This window comes from Nocardia sp. NPDC051833, assembly GCF_040681225.1.
In the GTDB taxonomy this organism is placed as follows: Bacteria; Actinomycetota; Actinomycetes; order Mycobacteriales; family Mycobacteriaceae; genus Nocardia.
Window position 1 is genome coordinate 567,994 of the sequence record NZ_JBFAYK010000002.1, and the last position, 19,919, is coordinate 587,912.

Here is a 19,919-nt window from a genome sequence, read left to right on the forward strand (position 1 = left end):
CTCGGTGGTGCTGTCAGATCACGGTCAGCGGAAGTGGAATGCCACGGTCGGCGAATTGGAAGTTCGCACCGGTGCTGAACCGGGTGATGGCGACATCGCCCGACTCGGCGAACGGCTTCTCCGCCAAGAGGAATCCGACCGCGAGTTCATCGTCGGTGTCGTCGATGACGTGGACCGTGAAACGCGGATTCACCCCGCGCGCCATCGCCTCCAAGGGCGCCAGATGCGTGGCGTCGATCAGCGCGGGCCAGACCTTGTCGGTCATGGCCCCGCTGCGCTTCGGGATGCGCACGCGCACCCCGATCTCGGCGTGATCGACACGGACGCCGGTGTAGCACAGCGGGTTCCAGGCCGGATGCCGCCGCAGCACCTGGGCCAATGCGGCATCGTCGTCACCGAGACCCAGTGCCAGGCGCAGCCGCTCGGCGGTCAAGCCCGCGATGCCGGCGAACTGCCTGCGCCCGATGTCGGCGGCCGCTGTGTCCTCGGCCCTGGCACCGACCGCGATGAGGAATCCGAGGGTCAGCAGGTGGTGCTGGAGGCACACCTCGTCAGCCATGCGGATCAGCGCCGAGCGCGAGAAGTCGCCGAACCGCAGATCGCTGAGCAGCGGGCCCGCGTAGTCACCGAGTCCGGGGTCGAGTGGATCGATCGGATCCAGCACCACCTGGGCGGCTTGCGATCGCGCGACGGTCTCGAAGTTGGCCGGAACCGGTGGCGGGACATGCGAGTCGTCGATGACAACCGTCCACGCGCAGACCGGATGACGGTCCGCGGGCACCCGTGGCGGCCGATGGATCGGCCGCACCTGGGCGTGCGGGTTGGTGGCCAGGGCGGTGGCGTCGAAGGTTGGGTCCTCGATGTCGTGGCACATCGACCGCACATAGGACTCACCCATGGGCTCCACGTCTGCGAGCGCGCCGCAGTGATCGAGCCAGAACTCGCCGTGCCGGTGGTCGTGCACGCGGTAGCGGAAGTCCATGAACTGCGGTGGCGCCCCGATATCGAGTTGCAGCCCTTTGAAGATCGTCTCCACTCCGTCGCCGGTGAAGCCGAGCGCGCGCTGCATCCGCCGGGTGTAGACGGGACTGGCCACCTGCCATTCTTCGATGGCCACCTCGGCCATGCCCTCGCGGCCGAAAGCCGCGATGCTGTGCGCCATCCCGGAGCGGTCGATCAGGTGCCCGCTCAGCAATAGTTCGGGCACCAGGATCGCCAGTTCGCTCCGGCTCAGGTCCGCGAAACCGCTGGGCGCGCGGTCCGGTTCGCTCACCACAGCGGCACCGGGGCTTCGCCGATCTTGTACCAGCCCGGCAGTGGGTCACCGGAGACGGCCCGGGTGATGCGCTTGTTCATGCCCGGCGACAGCGCGTCGGCCGACATCATCTCCAGGAACAGCGAGCTCACATTGCCGAAGTCGAAGAAGTCCCGCTGCCAGGACCACTGGAAATTGCCCCCGTAGCGGAACCAGCTGCCGCCGATACCCGCCGGGGAGTAGTGGCTACCGTCGGGACGCGTGGTGTCGGCGACCTGCTTCCAGAAGCCGATCACGGTGCCGCTGCGGTCGTCGACGACCATCTCCTGGTACGGGTAGGTCCAGCCCTCGAGGCCGTCCATTTCCACACCGATGGCGATGTCGCGGATCTCGTCACGGCCGACCGCCATGAATTCCTGTGTCGGACCGTAGTTCCAGCCGTAGGTGGCGTCCTCGGTGTAGTACTGCGCCAGCGGGCGCCAGTCGCCCTCGGCCTCGCAGTCCTTGTTGGCCTGCAGCCAGCGGGTCACCATCTCGTCGAGCTCGGCGCGATCGAAAGCAGCCATGTTCTCAGTCCTTTCGGGGTTATCGGGCAGGTCAGTTGTCGTCGCCGTCGATGATCGACAGCGCGCGAGTGGGGCAGTAGCGCGCGGCGTCCATGACCGCGGCACGGGCTTCCGGCGCGGGATCGGTGTCGAGGATCTCGACCTTGCCGCGACGGGGAACGGTGAAGACCTCAGGTGCCTCGGCCGCACAGACCGCGTGGCCCTGGCACAGATCCAGGTCGACGACGATCTTCATGCGAGGCTCCCGTCGGTCCTCGGCTGCACTCGCGCCTCGGGTTGCACCTCGGTCAGCCGGATATGCGCGCCGCGCGGCGCCGACACCACGGCCAGGACGGCCGCGGCCAGATTGGACGCGCGCAGCATCTCGGAATGCCGGGCGAATCCCCAGGTGGCCCAGTCCTGCAGGACCGGCCCGATGATCTCGGCGGTGGTGTCGGAACCCATCGAGGTCTTGGTCGGGCCGGGCCGCACCACCGAGGCGCGCACGCCGGTACCCTCCAGCTCCATCCACAACTGCTGGGCCATCGCTTCCAGGCCCGCCTTCGCGGCGGGGTAGGCGCCTGAACGCGGGCGCGGCGACGGCGCGGTGTCGGAGCTGATGATGACGAAGTCGCCGCGTTCGCGCTCGATCATGCCCGGGAGCACCCGGTGGGCCAGCCGCTGCGGGCCGACCAGGTGGACGTCGACCTGGCGAAGGAACTGCTCGGGGGTCAATTCGTGGACCTGACCGAAGACCAGGTTCCCGGCCCCGGACACCAGGATCTCGGTCGGCCCGAACTCGGCTTCCGCGGCGGCGACAAAGCTGTCGACGGACCCGGTGTCGGTGACATCGAGGCGACAGGCCAGCGCCTGGCCGCCGTCAGCGCGGATCTTGGCCGCCAACGTCTCGCACTCGTCGAGCCGACGTGCACCGAGCACGACGGGATGGCCGGCCTCGGCCAGCGCCTGGGCGGTGGCCGCGCCGATGCCCGACGATGCTCCCGCCACGAGCGCTGGGCGGGAGTCGGGTTGGGGTGCGAAGCGGGGCATCAGTGGACCTCCGTAGTGATGGGAAGCGTGGCGAAGCCACGCACGTTCGTCGAGTGCACCCGCACGATCCCGGCGTCGTCGAGCGCGTAGTCACCGACCCGGGACACGAACTCGCGCAGTGCGATGGTGGTCTCGAGCCGCGCCAGGTGGGCGCCGAGGCAGAAGTGCACGCCGGCGCCGAAACTGGCCAGCGCGCCCTTCTCCGGCCGGTCGATCCGGAAGACGTCGCCGTCGGGAAACACCGCGGAGTCCCGGTTGGCGGACCCCATCAGCAGCAGCACTTTCGCGCCCGCCGGGATCGTCCGGCCGTGCATCTGGATGTCGGTGGTGGCGCTGCGGGCGACGATTTGACTGGAGGTGTCGAACCGCAGCGTCTCCTCGACCCAGTCCGGCACCAGGTCCGGGGCGGCGACCACCTTGGCGTACTCGCCCGGGGTGCGCGCGGCCCAGTACAGCGCGTTGCCCAGCAGTTTCGTGGTGGTCTCGTTGCCCGCGACCACCATCAGGAACATGAACCCGATGATCTCCTCGTCGGTGAGCCGGTCACCGTCGATCTCGGCGTCGAGCAGGGCCGAGGTGAGATCGTCGGTCGGCAGCTGCCTGCGGCGGGCGACCATCTCGCTGTAGTACACGATGAGTTCGAGCGCGGACTCGATGGCCGCGGCGGGCATATCGAGCACCCCGTCGTCGCGGTGGACCACCAGATCGGCCAGCCGCCGCACCTCGGCACGGTCGGCGACCGGGACACCGAGGAGTTCGGAGATGACGTCCATGGGCAGTTTGCCCGCGAAGTCCTCGATCCAGTCGAAGGATCCCTTGGCCAGCGCCGGTTCGAGGTGCTCGAGGGTCAGCTCGTGGATTCGGCTGTCCATCTCGGCGACCCGGCGCGGCGTGAAGCCCTTGAACACCAGCTTGCGCATCCGCATGTGCCGCGGATCGTCCATCGCCAGAAACGACATCGTCTTGTGGGCGTGCGGTCCCCAGGCAGCCGGATCGAGGGAGACCCCGTTGGCGCTGGACAGGCGCACGTGGTCACGGAATCCGGCGATGACATCGGCGTGGCGCGACAGGGCCCAGAAGTCCAGATCCGCGTTGTGGTAGAGCGGGTTCTGCGTGCGCAGGCGCTCATAGGTCGGATACGGATCGTCGTGAAACGCGTAGTCGTACGGATCGAACGTGAACGGCTCCACTGCGGCCGACGGCATCACGTGTACCTCGAATTCAATAGCGGGCGTGCCGGTCCCCGGTCATCCGACCGGGCCGGAGGGACAATTGACTGGACATGTGTCTGGACGGTATCACCGACTCGAGCCCATAACAATGCTCATCGCGAAATTCGCCGCGACGAGCTCACATTCCGCGACGCGCGAGGTCAACGATCTCCCCGGCACACACGAACTTGACCCGGGGCCGCCCCGCCAGAGCGCCCTCGGCCCGCTCGGCGGCATCGACCGCCATCCAGCCACCACGGTCGATACGCTGCGGACAGCGCTGCGTGAGCAGTTCCTCGAACGCCGCACGGTCGCGATCCGGCTCCGCCAGACTGCCGGCGAGGAAGTCCTCGATCAGCCCGGTCACCGTCTCCTCGGCATCACCCCGGTTCGTGCCGATGACTCCGCGCGCACCCCGCTTGATCCAGCCGGCGGTATAGACGCCAGGTACGACCGAGTCCGCCGCATCGACCACCCGGCCACGCCGGTGCGGAATCACGCCGGCGGCGGAGTCGAACGGAACATCGGGGATCGGATTGCCGCGATAGCCGACCGCCCGCAGGATCAGCGAGGTGGGTACGACTTCCGTGCGGTCGGTGGCGACAGCTGTCGCGCCGTCGGCCGAGGCGCGCAACTCGTTGTGGACGATCCGCACCGCGTCCACCGAATCAGCGCCGCTCACCTCGGCAGGGGAGACGAGGAACCGGAAGACGATGCGCTTGCGATCGCCGGCTCCCGTCTGTCGCGCGTATTCCCCGGCCAAGGTCAGCTTGAGCCGCAGCGCAGGATCGGTCGAGGGATCCGCGAGCACCGCGGCCACGTCGTCATCGATGTCGGCGGGATCGATCACCACGTCGACATCGAGCTCACCCAGCGCAAGGAACTCGGGCCCGGTGAACGCGGCGTGCGGCAGACCCCGGCGGCCGAGCAGCACCACTTCACGAATATTGCTGTGCCGCAGCGCTTCCAGCGCATGGTCGGCGATGTCCGTCCGGCTCAGCGTCGCCGGATCGGCGGTGAGGACGCGGGCGATATCGAGCGCTACGTTGCCGTTGCCGACGATGACGGCGCGTTCGCCCGAAAGATCGAAGCGCCGGTCGGCGAAGTCGGGATGTCCGTTGTACCAGGCCACGAACTCGGTCGCCGAGTAGCTGCCCGCGAGATCCTCACCGGGGATGCCCAGCCGGCGATCACCGGAGGCCCCGACGGCGTAGATGACGGCGTGGAAGTGCGCGAGCAACTCGTCGTGGGTGACGTCTCGGCCGATATCGACGTTGAGGTGCATCCGCACCGCGTCCCGCTTGAAGGCGGCGTTGAACATGTCTGTCACACCGCGGGTTTCGGGGTGGTCGGGGGCTACGCCGTAGCGGGCAAGCCCCCATGGCGCGGGCAGCCGGTCGAACATGTCGATCTCGACCCGGCCACGTCCCAGCAGCTGCTCGGCCGCGTAGCAGGCCGCCGGGCCGGTGCCGACGACGGCCACGCGCAGCGTCGCCGACTCCCGTGGCACACGGATCGGGTTCGGCGCGGCCGCGATGGCGGTGTCGAGTGGATTGCGCTCGAAATAGGCGGCATTGATGTCGGCGTAGCGCGCCAGAGCGGGTGGCAGTTCGTCGGCACCGAAAATGGCGTCCACGGGGCACGCCTCCACGCACGCACCGCAGTCGATGCAGGTATCGGGGTCGATGTGCAGTATCTCGGCGGTGGCGAACGCCGGCTCGTCCGGCCGGGGCCGAATGCAGTCGACAGGGCACTCCACCACACAGCTGGCGTCGTTGCAGCAACGTTGGGTGATCACGAAGGCCATGGGTGTCCTCACGTCTGGGGAACCGAGGAGTCGATTCATATGGCGGTAATGCGGTCGAGGTCGTGTGCCGGTGGCAGACAACAGGCCGGGAGAGCCCTCGCCTGGTCGGCGGTAACTCCGTTCAGCCCATGGCCATGCCCGTGCGCACCGCGAAGTCCTGCGCCCACCGGTAATCCGCTTTCCCGGTCGGTGAACGCACGATTTCCGAACATCGGAGAATCGCCTTCGGAAGTTTGTAGCGGGCAATGTGTTTCGCGCCTTCGGCGAGCAATTCCGCGTCGGTGACGGTGTCATCCATCAGTTCCACGATCGCCACGACCTCGCTCCCCCACCGACTCGACGTCCGTCCGACGACCACCACGTCCGATACGCCGGGATGCGCCGCGATGGCCCGCTCGACTTCCTCGACGAAGATCTTCTCGCCGCCGGAATTGATGGTCAGGTTGTCGCGGCCGAGCAATTCGATCCGGCCGCCGTCGACCAGATTCGCGCGATCTCCGGCGATCGCCCAGCGCTGTCCGTCGATAGTGGGAAACGTCCGTGCCGTCTTCGCTTCGTCGTCGAGATATCCGAGCGGAATCCGGCCGCGCCGCGCCAGCCAGCCGTGCGCCCCAGGCTCGGTGAGCACCCGGCTCATCTCTTCGTCGACGACAGCGGTGTCCGAGCTCTGGGGCGCGAAATTTCCGCCTGCTTGCGGGTCGGCGGAACCGTAGACCTGTGTCATCTGGATCCCCGATTCCGAGGAACCCACGGAGTCGATCACCATCACCTCGCGACCCAGCGCGGTCATCAGCCGCTGACGAACCGTCGGGGTGAGTGGCGCGCCGGCGTTGTGCACCGCGGCGAGCGTGCCCAGGTCGTAGCGACCGGCTTCGAGTTCACCCGCGATCGGACGCGCCATCGCGTCACCGACGATCGGCAGCGCGATCACGCGCTCTCGCGACACCGCCCGGAGCACGGAGGCCGGGTCGAAACGGTCCGTCACCGAGGGCAATACCAGCGTGCCCCCGTGGGTCACCGTCTGGAACAGCAACCACCCGCCGGCGCCGTGCATGAACGGGGCGGCGACCACGAGCCGGTAGTACCCCTCGGTCGCACGTGCCGATTCGACGAGCTCCGCGTAGGAGCCGAGCTGCTCACCGGTGCCGAACCGGGTGCCACCCATGGCGGCCATGTAGATGTCGTCCTGCTGCCACAGCACCCCCTTCGGCATCCCCGTCGTGCCGCCGGTGTACAGCAGGTACAGGTCCTCGCCACGAGGTGCGGGGAGCCCGTCCGTCGGCGGCGGGGTCGACACCGCGTCTTCGTAGGCGACGGCACCCGGCAGTAGTTCATGGTCACTGCCGTCGGCGACTTGGACGAGCAACACCGATCCGGGCAATTCGTCGAGAATCGCCGCGACCCGGGGGGCGAATTCCGCTTGGTAGACAAGCACTTTGACCTGAGCGTCGCGCAACAGGTAGACGAGTTCTCTTTCGACGTAGCGGTAGTTGACGTTGAACGGCACAGTGCGCGACCGGTAAGCACCGACGAGAATCTCCGGATATTCGGTGCAGTTGCGCAGGTAGATGCCGACATGGTCCTGGCCCGAGGCATGACCGGCCAATGACGACCGCTCGATCCGGCAACCGAACCCCCGAGCTGCGAGAAAGCCGGCGAATCCACTGCTGCGCCGGTCGGCCGCGCCATAGCTGATCCGCCGGTCGCGCCAGACTATGAATTCCCGATCAGGCACCGCCGCGGCGACGGCGGCGAAGACTTCCGACAGATTGAATTTCACGATTGAAACCATCCCGATGATATGGAACTTGATTCATCAATTGCACTCGGAAACCGTGGCCGGACAGACCGGTTCGGGCGCGAACGACGGCGATCCGCCGGACTGCTACGTGGCATCCATATCGGTGGCGATCATTCGATGCAGGTCCCCGATCGGCCACACCGGCGATGTACGGTGATCGCGGTAGCCCAGGACCTGCGGAGTCTGCCGTCGATACCTTCCCACGAATCCTCCTGCGGCAACGAAGATCTCGCCCGTGACGGACACCGCCGACGCACTGCTCAGATACAGATACACCGCGGCGGCGTAGTCAGCGGGTGGCGGATCCAGCGACGCGTCCATCGTCACCTGGTCGATCATCCCGCGGCGGTACAACTCCGTCAGATGGTCCTCGTAGGCCGACCCCGTGGAAAGCCGGGTCCGAGCGCCCGGGCAGACCACATTCGCGCGGACCGCCTTATCTTTCAACTCAGCCGCGATCGCCAAGGTGAGGCTGTTGACCGCGCCTTTCGCAGCGGCATAGCCGGTACCACCGAAGTCACCGAGGAACGCGAAGGACGAGGTGTTGATGATCGAGCCACGCTGCTGAGCCACCATGCGCGGGGCGGCGATTCGGCAGGTCGTGAATGTCGTCGCCAGATGGGAATCCAACTGCGCCTGCCAGTCCCGCGGATCGACCGAAAGAATCGAGGAACCGGACGGTTCCGCGATCCCGGCGCAATTGACCAGCACATCCACCGCGTCGCATTCGGCAACACACGTTCCGACCAGCTTGTCCGCGACCAGCGAATCGGCCGCCGACCCTTCGACACCCCACGCCGCGCCGCCCGCAGCACGGATCTCGGCGACGGCCCGGTCCACAGCCGCCCCGTCCCGTCCGTTGATCACCACTCCCGCACCGTTCATCGCCAGCAGGCTCGCCACAGCAAATCCCACACCGCTACTGCCGCCGACAACCACCGCCCCCCGGCCGAACATGATCTGCGGTCGGCTCACTCGACACCACCCGTGATGCCCGGTCCGCACACCGTCGGGACATCCGGACAACACTCGACGTCACATCGAGCACTCGGTTTCCGCCGCATCAGGCTCTCCTCACCTTGCACGTTCTCCGGAGGGAGTGCATGACCGTCAACCTCCGCTACGACCGGAACCGGCCTTCCAACGGAGGCCGTTCAGTGTCTGGACAGATGTCTATCACACATTCTGACACTTGTATACACACCTCTCGCACTCGGCGACAGCCACCGCCACGCATTCGAGTTCGGCGAAGGTGAGTGATCAGCGCCGCGCAGGCCCCATTGCGTCATCCCGAGGCGCGGCCGCCTATCCGGGGCGAGCCCGTCGACCTCACCGCCGGCGACTACCGGCCACGGCGCCGCGTGCGCTCACTCCCCGAGCAACGGCAGTAGCTGGTCGCCCTGGCGTTCGATCTCGCGCAGGTACGGCGTATCCGACAGCACGAAGTGGGTGATCCCCAGATCCCGATACTTGCGCAGCGACTCGGCGACGTCCTCGGCGGAACCGACCAGCCAGGTGGTACCCGCGCCGCCACCACCGTACTTGCCCGGCGCGGTGTAGAGATTGTCGTCGAGCACCTCGCCCCGCGCCGCCAGCTCCAGCAGCCGCTGCTGCCCGACGGCGGTCGGGCGCCGCGGATCCTGCGGTGCGCCACCACTGTTCGCCGCCATCTCGGCGACCCTGGCCTCGGCATCGGCCCAGGCCTGCTCGGTGGTGTCACGGACGAAGGTGGTGATCCGCAGCCCGAATTCCAGCGGGGCGTGCTCGCGACCCAGTTCGGCACTGAGCGCGCGCAGCCGTTCGATCCGTTCCCGGACGCCGTCGAGCGGTTCGCCCCAGAACAGTTGCACGTCGGCCTCGGTGGCGGCGACGCGTTCGGCGGCCGCGGAGGCGCCACCGAAGTACAGCGTGGGGTGGCGTCGCTGCCCGCGCGGCTCGATGCGTGGAGTCACCGTGGAATCGGTGACCCGAAAGTGCTCGCCCCGATAGGTGACGTTCTCCTCGGTCCAGAGCTTGCGGACCACTTGCAGGAACTCCTTGGTACGGGCGTAGCGGTGCGCCTGATCGCCCTCGCTGTCGCCGTAGGCGGCCAGGTCGTCCTGCCCGGAGACTATGTTGACCCGCACCCGGCCACCGGTGAGATGGTCGAGAGTGGCTGCGGCGGAAGCGAAGTTCGCGGGCCGCCAGTACCCGGGACGGATCGCGATCAGCGGTTCGAACGTGCGGGTCCGCGCCGCGAGCGCCGCGGCCACAGTGAGGGTGTCGGGGCGGCCCCAGCCGGTGCCGAGCAGGGCGCCTTTCCAGCCGTTGGCTTCCAGTGCCTCGGCATGAGCGGTCAGCGTGTCCAGGCTGTTGTGGTCGGCGGTGACCGGCTCACCCCGGTGGCCGGGGACGACCTGATTCGGGATGTACCAGAGGAATTCGAGACTCATGCGGGCCGTTCCGTTCGTGATCAGCGGGCGAGGTGTCGCGCGGTGCTGTCACGTTCCTTCCGACCGTCGTCCGCGAACTACCCGACGAAGGTCGGCCCGGTTCCTTGTCCGGAATTGTCGGCCCGGGTCACGCGGACACGCCGGTTTCCGACCACGCTCGCGACCCGGAACGGCGGCGGTGACCAGCGATGATGGGAAATAGAATCCCGCCGAAGGGAATTCCGGCGCGGAACCTCAGCGGCCGGTGCTGCCGTCGATCAGTTCGCGCAGGATATCGGCATGGCCCGCGTGCCTGCCGGTCTCCTCGATCATGTGCGTGAGCGCCCAGCGGACACTGGGTGCGGGGCGCCCGGGCCGCGGAATCGGTGCTCCGAGATCGGTACAGCCGTCGAGGATTTCGTTCGCGCGCTCGACCGCGGACCGGTAACGGGCGACGACGTCACCCACACCGTCCTCGGGCGCGACCCGGAAGGTGGCCTGCCAGTCGGTCACGGTGTCCCCGAGGAACATCGCGCGTTCGACGAAGGTCAGATGCGCGAGCACGCCGAGCAGCGTCGTGCCCGACGGCACGGCGGCGGTGCGCGCCTGCGGCTCCGGCGCGCCCTCGACCTTCGCGGCGATCGAGGTCCGCAGATAGTCGAGGAAGCCGCGCAGCACCTCGGCCTCGCCGCTGCCGGTCCGGGGCGGTGGGGTATCCCTGCGGCGGGTGCGTCGCGGTGTCGGCACGAGAGTCTCCTTCCGTCGCGAGCGTCGGCCCGCGTCGCCCTCGAGTCTCGCCATGCCCGCCGGGATCTGGCACGTGAAATTGCGGTTTCGGCAAAACGGCGAGCGCCCGCGGGGCACCGGCGATCGTGCTCGGTGCCCCGCGGGCGGGTGTCAGTTCCGGAAGGCGTCCTTGACCTTCTCGCCGGCGTTCTTCAGGTCGGACTTGGTCTGATCCGCGCGACCCTCGTTCTCCAGGTCCCGGTCGTCGGTGGCCTTGCCGGCGGCCTCCTTGGCCTTACCCGCCAATTCCTCGGCCTTGTTCTTCGCCTTGTCCGCAAAGCTCATCGCGGCATTCCTTTCGACGTTCGCTCGGCCACCACGGTGGCCGTGGGCCGTCTTGGGGACCCACCGCGGCGGTACCCGGGTCGCGCCGGGACAAACAACGGCGCCGGGTCCGCCTCAGCACCCGTCCAGCGTCGCCCGCGCGGATTCGGCCACCACGTCGGCGATGTCGCGTCGGGCGCGGAAGGCCTCGAGCTGGCGGCGCGCACCGTTGCCCCGGCCGATCAACGCGTCGATCGCCGCGACGACGAAATCGTGATCACCGCTGTCGACGAGCGCCGGCTCGATGTGCTCGACGAGGCGTCGCAGCAGGTCCCGATGCGGGACCACCCGGCTGTCGGCCATGTCGAGGCCGTTGCCGTCCAGGCCGGAATGCGCGGCGTTCCAGTAGGCGGCCCGCAGCACCTCGCCCGACACCGCGAGTGCCGCTTCCCGCCGGGCGATCGACCGCAGCCCGGAGCTCACGATCCCCCGGATCAACGCCGCCAGCAGCGCGGATTCGGCCGCGGTGGCCGGGATATCGCTGACCCGGATCTCCACGGTCGGGAACGACTCCGAGGGCCGGATGTCCCAATAGACCATCTTGTTGTCCAGGATGCTGCCGCTGGCCCGCATCATCGCCACGATCGCCTCGTAGTCGTCGAGCGAGGTGAAATACGGCGGCGGACCGGCGCTCGGCCAGCGCCGCCACAGAATGCTGCGCCAGCTCGCGTAGCCGGTCTCGCTGCCGCGGTAGATCGCCGAGTTGGCCGTCGTGGCGAGCAGGACCGGCAGCCAGGGCCGCACGTAGTTGCCGACGAGCACCGCGGTCTCCCGGTCCGGCACGCCGACGTGGACGTGGCAACCACACAGTCCCTGTTCGCGGGCGAGCATCCCGAACGTGCGCGCGATCCGCTCGTAGCGCGGGGTGTCGGTCACCGGAAATCGCTCGGGAACGGTCGGCGGGATCGCGACCGCGAGCAACCGGGCGTCGTGCTCGGCCGCGCACTCGGCGACCCGGCGCCGGGAGGCGCGCAACTCCCCCAGCAGTTCGCCGATATCGGAGTGCACTCGGCTGCTGGTTTCCACCTGGCACCGCGTCAACTCGAGCTGCAGGTCGATGCCGGCCTGCTGCGCGGTGGCGGCGACCTGGCGGTTCTTCGGGGCCGGCGCCCCGGTGCCGGGGTCGGTCAACAGGAATTCCTCTTCGACACCGACCGTGAGTACGTCCGCGTGCCTGCCCACCGCCCGCCTCCTTCGCAGGGATTCGACGAGGTACTTCCCGCCGCGACCACGACACAGCGGCGACATCTTCACGGTAGTCCAGGCCGTGGCCGAGGTGAACCCTGTCGGCGTCGTGTCGGGCCGCGGTCCGACGAGTTCGGGTCAGACAGCGGCGTCGGGCACCACCGACTCCTCGCTGTCCGATTCGTCCGCCTCCGCGGGTGGTGCTCCGGTGGCGGCGTCGATCTGCTCGCCGATGTACCGGATGACCACCGCGACCATCGCCACCACCGGCACCGCGAGGAAAGCGCCGGTGATGCCGTAGAGCGAGCCGCCCGCGGTCACCGCGAGCAGCACGATCACGGCGTGCAGCTCCATGCTGCGGCTCTGCAGCACCGGTTGCAGCACATTGCCTTCCAGCTGCTGGACCGCGATGACGATGCCGAGCACGATCACCGCGGTGGTGAACCCGTTGCCGACCAGCGCGACGAGGACCGCGAGCGCACCGGCGACGAACGCGCCGACCATGGGCACGAATCCGCCGATGAAGGTGATCACCGACAGCACCAGTGCCAAGGGGACGTCGAGGATGAACAGCGCGGTACCGATGCAGAGGGCGTCGACCATGCTGACGACGGCCTGGGTCCGGATGAATCCGCCCAGGGTCGCCCACACCCGTTCCAGGACGGCTTCGACGTGGCGGCCGCTGCGGCTGCCGAACACCCCGTGCATCCACGGCAGCAGCCGGGGCCCGTCCTTCAGGAAGAAGAACACCAGTACGAGCACCAGGAACACGGTGATCAGGAACGAGGTCGCGGTGGAGACGCCGGTGAACACCCCGTTGGCGATCTGCGCGCCGCTGGACTGCAGCCGCGCCACGATGGCCTCGACCGCGGAATCGAGTTGCTCGTCGCGGATCCGCAACGGCGGGCCCTGGATCCAGTCGCGGACCTGATTGACGCCCTCGGTGGACTTGTCGACGAGTTCGGGGGCCTGATCGGCCACCGACGGCACGATCAGCGCGACGACGCCGGCGACCAGCGCGAGGAATCCCAGCAGGGTCGTCGACGCGGCCAGTGCGGGCGGCCACCGGTGCCGGGTCAGCCACCGGGTGAGCGGCCACAGGATCGTGGCCACCACGATCGCCAGCGCGACGGGCAGAATCACCACCCACAGCCGAGCGGCGACCGAACCGAGCACCCACGCCCCCGCCGCGATCGCCACGATGCACAGCGACCACTTCGCCAGCCACAGCAGCCCGCCGCCGATCACCTCCCCTCGGTCGCGCAACGACTTTCCGTTCGACGCCGTCACTTGCACCGAAGGTTCTTTCACCGGCCCGCTCACGCCGCCAGTCTTCCACGCCGGGCCGGATCGCGACGCCGAGATCGGACGCAATTCCATCAAACTCATTTGATGTATTCGGTGCTAGCCTGGAGTGGTGACCTCGCCCCGCCGAACGGTTCCCCCATTCGTTCAGCTGGCCGCTCATCCCCTGCGATGGCAGTTGCTCACCGAGCTGGCCTGCGGCGACCTGCGCGTGCGGGAACTGGTGACGCGGCTCGGCGAACCGCAGAACCTGGTGTCCTACCACCTGCGATTGCTCCGCGACGGCGGGCTGGTCACGACGACGCGCAGCAGCCACGACGGCCGCGATACCTACAACCACCTGGATCTGGACCGTTGCGCCGACCTGATCGCCGGCGCGGGCCCCGCGCTGCATCCGGCGCTCCGGATGCACCCTGGCGCACCGTCCATCGAACCGCGGGCGGCGGCGACGGTGCTGTTCGTCTGCACCGGCAACAGCGCCCGCTCGGTGATCGCCGAAGCCCTGCTCCGGCACCGCGGTGAGCACCGCGTGACGGCGCTCAGCGCCGGAACCCGGCCGAAACCGGCGCTGCATCCCGACACCGTGCGCGTGCTGCGCGACGAGTTCGGCATCGATGTCGGCGCCCGGGTACCCCGGCCGCTCGAAGAACTGCGTGATCAGCGCTTCGATGTCGTGATCACCCTGTGCGACAAGGCCCGCGAGAACTGTCCCGATTTCCCGGACCACCCGCGACACATCCACTGGAGCATTCCGGACCCGGCCGCGCGGCACCGCGCCGACGAGGACCCCTATCCCCTGTTCCGGGCCACCGCGACCGAGATCGACACCCGGGTCCGCCACCTCCTGCCCACCCTCACCGCCCACCCGAAAGGCAGTGCGCCATGACCACATCCACCGACCTGGCCGCCGTCCGCTACCTCGTCGACGACGTCGCGGCCGCGATCGACTTCTACACCGGGCACTTCGGCTTCACTCTGCACACCGATGCCGCGCCCGCCTTCGCCGATGTCGTGCGAGGTCCCCTGCGGCTCCTGCTGTCCGGTCCGGCGAGTTCCGGTGCCCGCGCCACCCCGGCCGACCTGGCCGGGCCGGGCGGAAACCGGATCCACCTCCTCGTCGCCGACCTCGATGCCGAGATCGCCCGGCTCCGTAGCGCGGGCGTCGACTTCCGCAGCGACCCGGTGTCCGGCCCGGGCGGACGGCAGGTCCTCATCGCCGACCCCGCGGGCAATCTCATCGAGCTGTTCCAGCCCGCCGCACAGCGCCCGCGTTCGTAGCCGAACGCGGGCGCGCTCGTCCGGTGTCAGTGCTTGTTGCCGTACAGGGTGCGCACCGCGCGCCGGACGATGGCCATGGTCGCGGCCGTCCGCTCGAAGGTCAGCAACGCCATGCCCGGGATCGCGAACCGTTGCCGGGCCAGCGCATGCGGGCGGGCGAACTCACGCAGCCCCTCCTGACCGTGGATGCGCCCGATGCCGGACTCGCCCACCCCGCCGAACGGCAGGGACGAGATGGCGCCGAAGGCGAGGACCGCGTTGATCGAGGTGGCACCCGCGCGCAGCCGACGGGCGATCTCGAGCCCGTGCCGCTTCGAGTAGACCGTGGAGGCCAGCCCGAAGCGGGTGCCGTTGGCCAGCGCCACCGCCTCGTCCACATCGGCGACCGACCGCACGGTCAGGGTGGGCCCGAAGGTCTCCTCCTGCACCGCGGGTGACTGTTCGTCGACATCGAGCAGCACGACCGGGTCGATAAAGGGCGCCCGCACCGAATCGGGCCCGCCGACCACGGCGGTGCCGCCGTCGCGCAGCGCCTCCTCGATATGGCGACGGACCACCTCGATCTGGCCCGGCATGGTCATCGGGCCGTAGTCGGCCCCGGGATCGCTGCCGGCGCGCACGCCGTCGAGGTTCTTGCGCAGCTCCGAAACGAACTGGTCGCGTACGGATTTCACGACATAGACCCGTTCTACGCCGACACAGGTCTGGCCGCTGTTGGCGAAGGCGCCCCAGGCGATATCGCGGGCGGCGGCCGCGACATCGGCGTCGCCGGCGACGATCGCGGCGTCCTTGCCACCGCATTCGAGCAGCACGGGTGTCAGGGAATCGGCGGCCGCGGCCATGATCTTCTTCCCGGTCGCGGTCGACCCGGTGAAGGCGACCTTGTCCACCCCGGCGGTCACCAGCGCGGCACCGGTGGCGCCGTATCCGTTGACGGTCTCCAGAATGCCCTGCGGCAGCTCGGGATTCGCCAGCGCGAACGCCGCCGCGAAGTAGTTGCCGACGCCGGTGGTGTACTCACTCGGCTTGAACACCACGGTGTTGCCTGCGATGAGGGCGTAGGCGATCGAGCCGGTCGGGGTGTACACCGGGTAGTTCCACGGCCCGATCACCCCGATCACACCCAGTGGCCGCCATTCGACCGTGGCGGCGAAGTTCGCCATCAGCAGGCCGGGCCGCTCCTGCCGCGAGGCCAGCGCCCGCTCACCGTGGCGGGCGGCCCAGTCGATGTGGCCCAGCGCCAGGGTGAGTTCGAGGAAGGCGTCGTCGACCGGTTTGCCGTTCTCCCGCTGGATCAGCGCGGTGAACTCCTCGGCGTGCCCGGTCAGGTACGACGCCCAGCGCAGCAGTGCCTTGCGCCGCACCGAGAACGACTGCCCTGCCCAGAATTCCGCGGCGACCCGCGCCGTGCCGACCACCCGCTGGACCTGCTCCGGCGTGTCGATCGGGTACTCGCCGATCGGCTGTCCGGTCGCGGGATCGAACGACACCAGTACTTCCGCCGTGACCGGCGCCTGCTCGGTGGTACTCATCTCTGATTCCTCGTCTTCGATTCGGGTGGGTCAGCGCGTGGCGCTGTACATCGTATCGATCTCGGTGGCGTACTTGGCCGTGATCGGCTTGCGCTTCAGCTTTCCCGTCGGCGTCAGCTCATCACCGCCGGGCTGCCAGAACACCGGTGCGACAACGAACTTCTTGATCTGCTCCACCCGGGCCAGCTTCATGTTGGCGTCGCGGATTCCGGCGTCGATGATCTCGCGGATACCCGGATCGGTGGCCAGCTCGGCGGGGTTCGGGGTCAGGCCGTGCGCGAGCGCGTACGCGGCGGCGGCATCGGGGTCGAGGGCGATCAGCGCGGTGATGTAGGGCCGCGCGTCGCCGATGGCCACCACCGACCCGGCGAGCGGGCAGGCGACCTTCACGTAGCCCTCGATCTTGCTGGGCGACATGTTCTTTCCGCCGGAGTTGACGATCAACTCCTTCTTGCGGTCGACGATCGAGACGAAGCCGTCGGCGTCGACGGTGCCGATATCGCCGGTGTGCACCCAGCCGTCCGCGTCGATCGCCTCGGCGGTCTGCTCGGGGTCGCCCAGGTATCCCTTCATCACGATCGGGCCGCGGACCAGGATCTCGCCGTCCTCGGCGAGCGACACCTCGACCCCGCGCGCGGCGACACCGACCGTGCCGAGCCGCATCCGGCCCGGCCGGTTCAGGGTGGCGATGGCCGACAGTTCCGACATGCCGTACACCTCACCGACCGGCAGACCGAGTCCGAGGACGAACTCGAGCGCTTCCGGTGCGATCGGCGCCGCGCCGGTCGCACCGACGAGCAACTCGTCGAGCCCGAGCCGGTGCCGGATCTTGTGCAGGACCAGCCGATCCGCCACCCGATGCCGCGCGGCCAGCCACGGCGAGACGCCTCCGCCCGACCCGCCGAGCTCGGCACGCACCTGCTGCCGCCCGATGTCGATGGCCCAGGTCGCGAGAGTCCGCTTGACCGGACTGGTCTCGGCGGCGAGCTGTGCCTCCAGCGCGCCCTTGATCTTGTACCAGACCTGAGGCACGCCGACGAACGCCGTCGGCCGGGTATCCGACAGCGCGGTCACGATCTGCTTCGGGTCGGCCAGGTCGGTGACCGGTCCCCCGCCGATCATCGGGAAATAGTGGCACGTCCAGCGATTCACGATGTGCGCGTCCGGCAGGTAGGACACCGTCCGATGTTCGAACCAGGGATCGAGCATGTCGCGGACGCCGTCGATATTGCTCAGGATGTTGGCGTGGGTGAGCTCGACACCCTTGGGCGTTCCGGTGGTGCCGGAGGTGAAGATGATCGTCAGGACGTCCTCGGCGCCGACCCGCTCCCAGGCGGCGCGGAAGTCGAAGCCGGGCAGCGGGTTCGACTCGAGCTCGGCCAGCGACACCGTGTCGGCCCCGCCCTCGTCGACGACCACGACCGTGTCGACGGTGCGGTCGACGGCGCGGGCCGCGGCGATCTGGGGCAGGAACTGCTTCTCGCACACGATCACCCGGCTCCCGGTCTTCGCCAGCTGATAGGCGATCGTCTCGACCGGGTTGGTGTTGTAGATCGAGAAGGGCACCGCGCCCAGGTGCATCGCGGCGGTGTCGACGAGATGGAATTCGGGCCGGTTGGTCAGCATCAGCGCCACGGCGTCACCGGGGGCGACACCCAGATTCGCCAAGCCCGCGGCGATCTGCTCCACCCGGCGCGCGTATTCGCCCCAGGTGATGCGGGTGGTGTCGCCGGGTGTGCGCAGGGCGACGGCGTCGGGCATGCGGGCGGCGGTGCGCTGGAACGCTTCGCACAGGGTGGTCGGCAGGGCAACGGTCATCGGTCGGCTCCGGCAGGTCTCGTCGGGAAGGGGGTCGATCGGTTGCTGTTCACAACCCGGGGCGGTCGGCCGTGGCGGGGACCACCTGGTAGTCCGACAGCGCGAAGGTCCGCGTGCCGCGGCGATAGCTGGACACGGTCCCCGGCCAGTTGTTGGTGATGCGCCCGGCCGCGGTGCGGTACCAGCTCGTGCACCGGGTCCACGGGGTCCGTTCCAGCCGCCGCTGCACCCGGGTGTCGTACGCCTCGGCCACCTCGGCCCGCACATCGAGCACCCGTCCCGGGCGCCGGGCGATCTGCTGGACGGCCTGGCGGATGTAGCGGGCCTGGGACTCGATCATGTAGACGATCGACCCCACGCCGAGATTGGTGTTCGGGCCGTAGATCAGGAACATGTTCGGGAACCCGGGCACAGCCATGCCCTGATAGGCGCGGGCGCCGCCGTCCCACGCGTCGGTCAGCTCGCGTCCGGACCGCCCGGTGATCCGCATGGGCCACAGGAATTCGGTGCCCTTGAATCCCGTGCCGTAGATGATCACGTCCGCGCCGTGGACGGCACCGTCGGCGGTGCGCAGACCGTCGGGCAGGATCTCGCTGATCGCGCTGGTCTCGACGTGTGCGTTCGGCTGGGTGAGGGCCGGAAAGTAGTTGTTGGAGAACAGGCCTCGCTTGCAGCCTGCCGGATAGTCCGGCAACAGCGCGGCTCGCAGCCGCGGGTCCCGCACCTGGTTCTCGAGGTGCCGGGTGGCGATGCCGGTCACCAGCGGCCGGATCGCGGGGACATCGACGATGCCCAGCGACAGGAATTCGCACAGCGCCCAGACCGCGAACCGTTCCGCCAGCCGGATCGGTGGCACGGCGGCGAACACGGTGTGGTGCCAGGGCCGGTACTCGATGTCCGGCTTGGGCAGCACCCAGGCGGCCGACCGCTGGAACAGCGTCAGCCGCTCCACCTTCGGCTGGATGGCGGGCACGAACTGGATCGCGCTGGCGCCGGTCCCGATCACCGCGACCCGCTTGCCGGTGAGATCCACCTCGTGGTTCCACTCGGCCGAGTGGAACGACTCCCCCTGGAAATCGTCGATACCCGGGATATTCGGCAGCGCCGGCCGCGACAGCTGTCCCACGGCCGGGATGAGGATGTCGGCGGTGATCGTCGCGCCGTCCGCCGTGTGCACCGACCACGTGCCGGTCGTGTCGTCGAACGCGGCCGCCGTGACCTCGGCCCCGAACCGGATCTTCGGGATCAGACCGCGTTTCTCGGCGACCCCGCGCAGGTAGGCGTGGATGTCGGGCTGCTCGGAGAACCGTTTGGGCCAGTCGGTCCGGGGTTCGTAGGAGTACGAGTACAGCGGCGAGGGGATGTCGCAGCCCGCCCCGGGGTAGGTGTTCTCGCGCCACACACCGCCGACGTCGGCGGCCCGTTCCAGCAGCGTCACCCGGTCGAATCCGGCCTTCTGCAGTTCCATCGCCATGCCGAGGCCGCCGAAACCGGTGCCGATGATGACGATCGACGGGGTGGTGCGCGCGCTCATCCCAGGACTCCTCTGTCGCTGCTGTCGCTGTCAACGCTACGACCTGCGCGAACACCGGGGGCAAACAACGACGGCCA

Annotated in this window: 18 protein-coding genes; 2 read left to right on the plus strand and 16 right to left on the minus strand. The window is 68.8% G+C overall.

Annotated elements, in window-relative coordinates; all coding sequences use genetic code 11:
- Positions 1-13: 13 nt before the first annotated feature.
- From AB0L91_RS20645 to AB0L91_RS20705, 13 genes are all read right to left on the minus strand, one after another.
- Entirely contained in the window at positions 14-1,273 is a 1,260-nt protein-coding gene (locus AB0L91_RS20645) for a hypothetical protein (protein ID WP_365012112.1), read from the minus strand.
- Positions 1,270-1,821 carry a nuclear transport factor 2 family protein gene (locus tag AB0L91_RS20650; RefSeq protein ID WP_357346787.1) on the minus strand — a complete coding sequence of 184 codons (552 nt, stop codon included), beginning with the start codon at positions 1,819-1,821 and terminating at the stop codon, positions 1,270-1,272. The genes AB0L91_RS20645 and AB0L91_RS20650 overlap by 4 nt, the downstream gene beginning before the upstream one ends.
- Positions 1,822-1,852: 31 nt before the next feature.
- Positions 1,853-2,056, minus strand: coding sequence for a ferredoxin (locus tag AB0L91_RS20655; protein ID WP_355280367.1), 204 nt, complete (start codon positions 2,054-2,056; stop codon positions 1,853-1,855).
- On the minus strand, positions 2,053-2,850 hold the full coding sequence (locus AB0L91_RS20660) for an SDR family oxidoreductase (RefSeq protein WP_365012114.1): 798 nt from the start codon (positions 2,848-2,850) through the stop codon (positions 2,053-2,055). The genes AB0L91_RS20655 and AB0L91_RS20660 overlap by 4 nt, the downstream gene beginning before the upstream one ends.
- On the minus strand, positions 2,850-4,055 hold the full coding sequence (locus AB0L91_RS20665) for a cytochrome P450 (RefSeq protein ID WP_365012117.1): 1,206 nt from the start codon (positions 4,053-4,055) through the stop codon (positions 2,850-2,852). Before AB0L91_RS20665 ends, AB0L91_RS20660 begins: the two co-directional genes overlap by 1 nt.
- Before the next feature lie 145 nt (positions 4,056-4,200).
- Entirely contained in the window at positions 4,201-5,868 is a 1,668-nt protein-coding gene (locus AB0L91_RS20670) for an FAD-dependent oxidoreductase (RefSeq protein WP_365013658.1), read from the minus strand.
- A 121-nt stretch (positions 5,869-5,989) separates the two neighbouring features.
- Positions 5,990-7,660 (minus strand): acyl-CoA synthetase, encoded by a 1,671-nt coding sequence (locus tag AB0L91_RS20675; protein ID WP_365012119.1) that lies wholly within the window; start codon positions 7,658-7,660, stop codon positions 5,990-5,992.
- Between the two features lie 93 nt (positions 7,661-7,753).
- Positions 7,754-8,644, minus strand: coding sequence for an SDR family NAD(P)-dependent oxidoreductase (locus tag AB0L91_RS20680; RefSeq protein ID WP_365012121.1), 891 nt, complete (start codon positions 8,642-8,644; stop codon positions 7,754-7,756).
- 392 nt (positions 8,645-9,036) lie between these two features.
- Positions 9,037-10,101 carry an LLM class flavin-dependent oxidoreductase gene (locus AB0L91_RS20685; protein ID WP_365012123.1) on the minus strand — a complete coding sequence of 355 codons (1,065 nt, stop codon included), beginning with the start codon at positions 10,099-10,101 and terminating at the stop codon, positions 9,037-9,039.
- A gap of 234 nt (positions 10,102-10,335) precedes the next feature.
- Complete coding sequence (locus AB0L91_RS20690) at positions 10,336-10,827, minus strand: DinB family protein (RefSeq protein WP_365012126.1); 492 nt, start codon at positions 10,825-10,827, stop codon at positions 10,336-10,338.
- 150 nt (positions 10,828-10,977) lie between these two features.
- Positions 10,978-11,151, minus strand: a complete 174-nt coding sequence (locus tag AB0L91_RS20695) for a CsbD family protein (protein ID WP_355272486.1) — start codon at positions 11,149-11,151, stop codon at positions 10,978-10,980.
- 114 nt (positions 11,152-11,265) lie between these two features.
- Positions 11,266-12,372, minus strand: a complete 1,107-nt coding sequence (locus tag AB0L91_RS20700; RefSeq protein ID WP_365012129.1) for a glutamate--cysteine ligase — start codon at positions 12,370-12,372, stop codon at positions 11,266-11,268.
- A gap of 141 nt (positions 12,373-12,513) precedes the next feature.
- Complete coding sequence (locus AB0L91_RS20705; RefSeq protein WP_365012131.1) at positions 12,514-13,641, minus strand: AI-2E family transporter; 1,128 nt, start codon at positions 13,639-13,641, stop codon at positions 12,514-12,516.
- Positions 13,642-13,792: 151 nt separating this feature from the next.
- On the opposite strand from AB0L91_RS20705, the gene AB0L91_RS20710 reads away from it, so the two are divergent.
- Together AB0L91_RS20710 and AB0L91_RS20715 are read left to right on the plus strand one after the other, a co-directional pair.
- Positions 13,793-14,566 (plus strand): ArsR family transcriptional regulator, encoded by a 774-nt coding sequence (locus AB0L91_RS20710; RefSeq protein ID WP_365012133.1) that lies wholly within the window; start codon positions 13,793-13,795, stop codon positions 14,564-14,566.
- On the plus strand, positions 14,563-14,958 hold the full coding sequence (locus tag AB0L91_RS20715) for a VOC family protein (protein ID WP_365012134.1): 396 nt from the start codon (positions 14,563-14,565) through the stop codon (positions 14,956-14,958). The genes AB0L91_RS20710 and AB0L91_RS20715 overlap by 4 nt, the downstream gene beginning before the upstream one ends.
- Before the next feature lie 26 nt (positions 14,959-14,984).
- Here the strand turns inward: AB0L91_RS20715 and AB0L91_RS20720 are convergent, their stop codons facing one another.
- The 3 genes from AB0L91_RS20720 to AB0L91_RS20730 are packed head-to-tail and all read right to left on the minus strand — an operon-like array spanning position 14,985 to position 19,842.
- A complete protein-coding gene (locus AB0L91_RS20720) occupies positions 14,985-16,490 on the minus strand; it encodes an aldehyde dehydrogenase family protein (protein ID WP_365012135.1) in 1,506 nt (501 codons plus the stop codon).
- Between the two features lie 30 nt (positions 16,491-16,520).
- A complete protein-coding gene (locus AB0L91_RS20725) occupies positions 16,521-18,308 on the minus strand; it encodes a long-chain fatty acid--CoA ligase (protein WP_365012137.1) in 1,788 nt (595 codons plus the stop codon).
- 49 nt (positions 18,309-18,357) lie between these two features.
- Positions 18,358-19,842 (minus strand): NAD(P)/FAD-dependent oxidoreductase, encoded by a 1,485-nt coding sequence (locus AB0L91_RS20730; protein ID WP_365012139.1) that lies wholly within the window; start codon positions 19,840-19,842, stop codon positions 18,358-18,360.
- Between the last annotated feature and the right edge of the window lie 77 nt (positions 19,843-19,919).

Excerpts from the sequence above, each read along its gene's own strand:
- AB0L91_RS20650 (WP_357346787.1), bottom strand. The coding sequence starts at position 1,821 with ATGGCTGCTTTCGATCGCGCCGAGCTCGACGAGATGGTGACCCGCTGG.
- AB0L91_RS20655 (WP_355280367.1), bottom strand. The coding sequence starts at position 2,056 with ATGAAGATCGTCGTCGACCTGGATCTGTGCCAGGGCCACGCGGTCTGT.
- AB0L91_RS20660 (WP_365012114.1), bottom strand. The coding sequence starts at position 2,850 with ATGCCCCGCTTCGCACCCCAACCCGACTCCCGCCCAGCGCTCGTGGCG.
- AB0L91_RS20665 (WP_365012117.1), bottom strand. The coding sequence starts at position 4,055 with ATGCCGTCGGCCGCAGTGGAGCCGTTCACGTTCGATCCGTACGACTAC.
- AB0L91_RS20670 (WP_365013658.1), bottom strand. The coding sequence starts at position 5,868 with ATGGCCTTCGTGATCACCCAACGTTGCTGCAACGACGCCAGCTGTGTG.
- AB0L91_RS20675 (WP_365012119.1), bottom strand. The coding sequence starts at position 7,660 with ATGGTTTCAATCGTGAAATTCAATCTGTCGGAAGTCTTCGCCGCCGTC.
- AB0L91_RS20685 (WP_365012123.1), bottom strand. The coding sequence starts at position 10,101 with ATGAGTCTCGAATTCCTCTGGTACATCCCGAATCAGGTCGTCCCCGGC.
- AB0L91_RS20695 (WP_355272486.1), bottom strand. The coding sequence starts at position 11,151 with ATGAGCTTTGCGGACAAGGCGAAGAACAAGGCCGAGGAATTGGCGGGT.
- AB0L91_RS20715 (WP_365012134.1), top strand. The coding sequence starts at position 14,563 with ATGACCACATCCACCGACCTGGCCGCCGTCCGCTACCTCGTCGACGAC.
- AB0L91_RS20720 (WP_365012135.1), bottom strand. The coding sequence starts at position 16,490 with ATGAGTACCACCGAGCAGGCGCCGGTCACGGCGGAAGTACTGGTGTCG.
- AB0L91_RS20725 (WP_365012137.1), bottom strand. The coding sequence starts at position 18,308 with ATGACCGTTGCCCTGCCGACCACCCTGTGCGAAGCGTTCCAGCGCACC.
- AB0L91_RS20730 (WP_365012139.1), bottom strand. The coding sequence starts at position 19,842 with ATGAGCGCGCGCACCACCCCGTCGATCGTCATCATCGGCACCGGTTTC.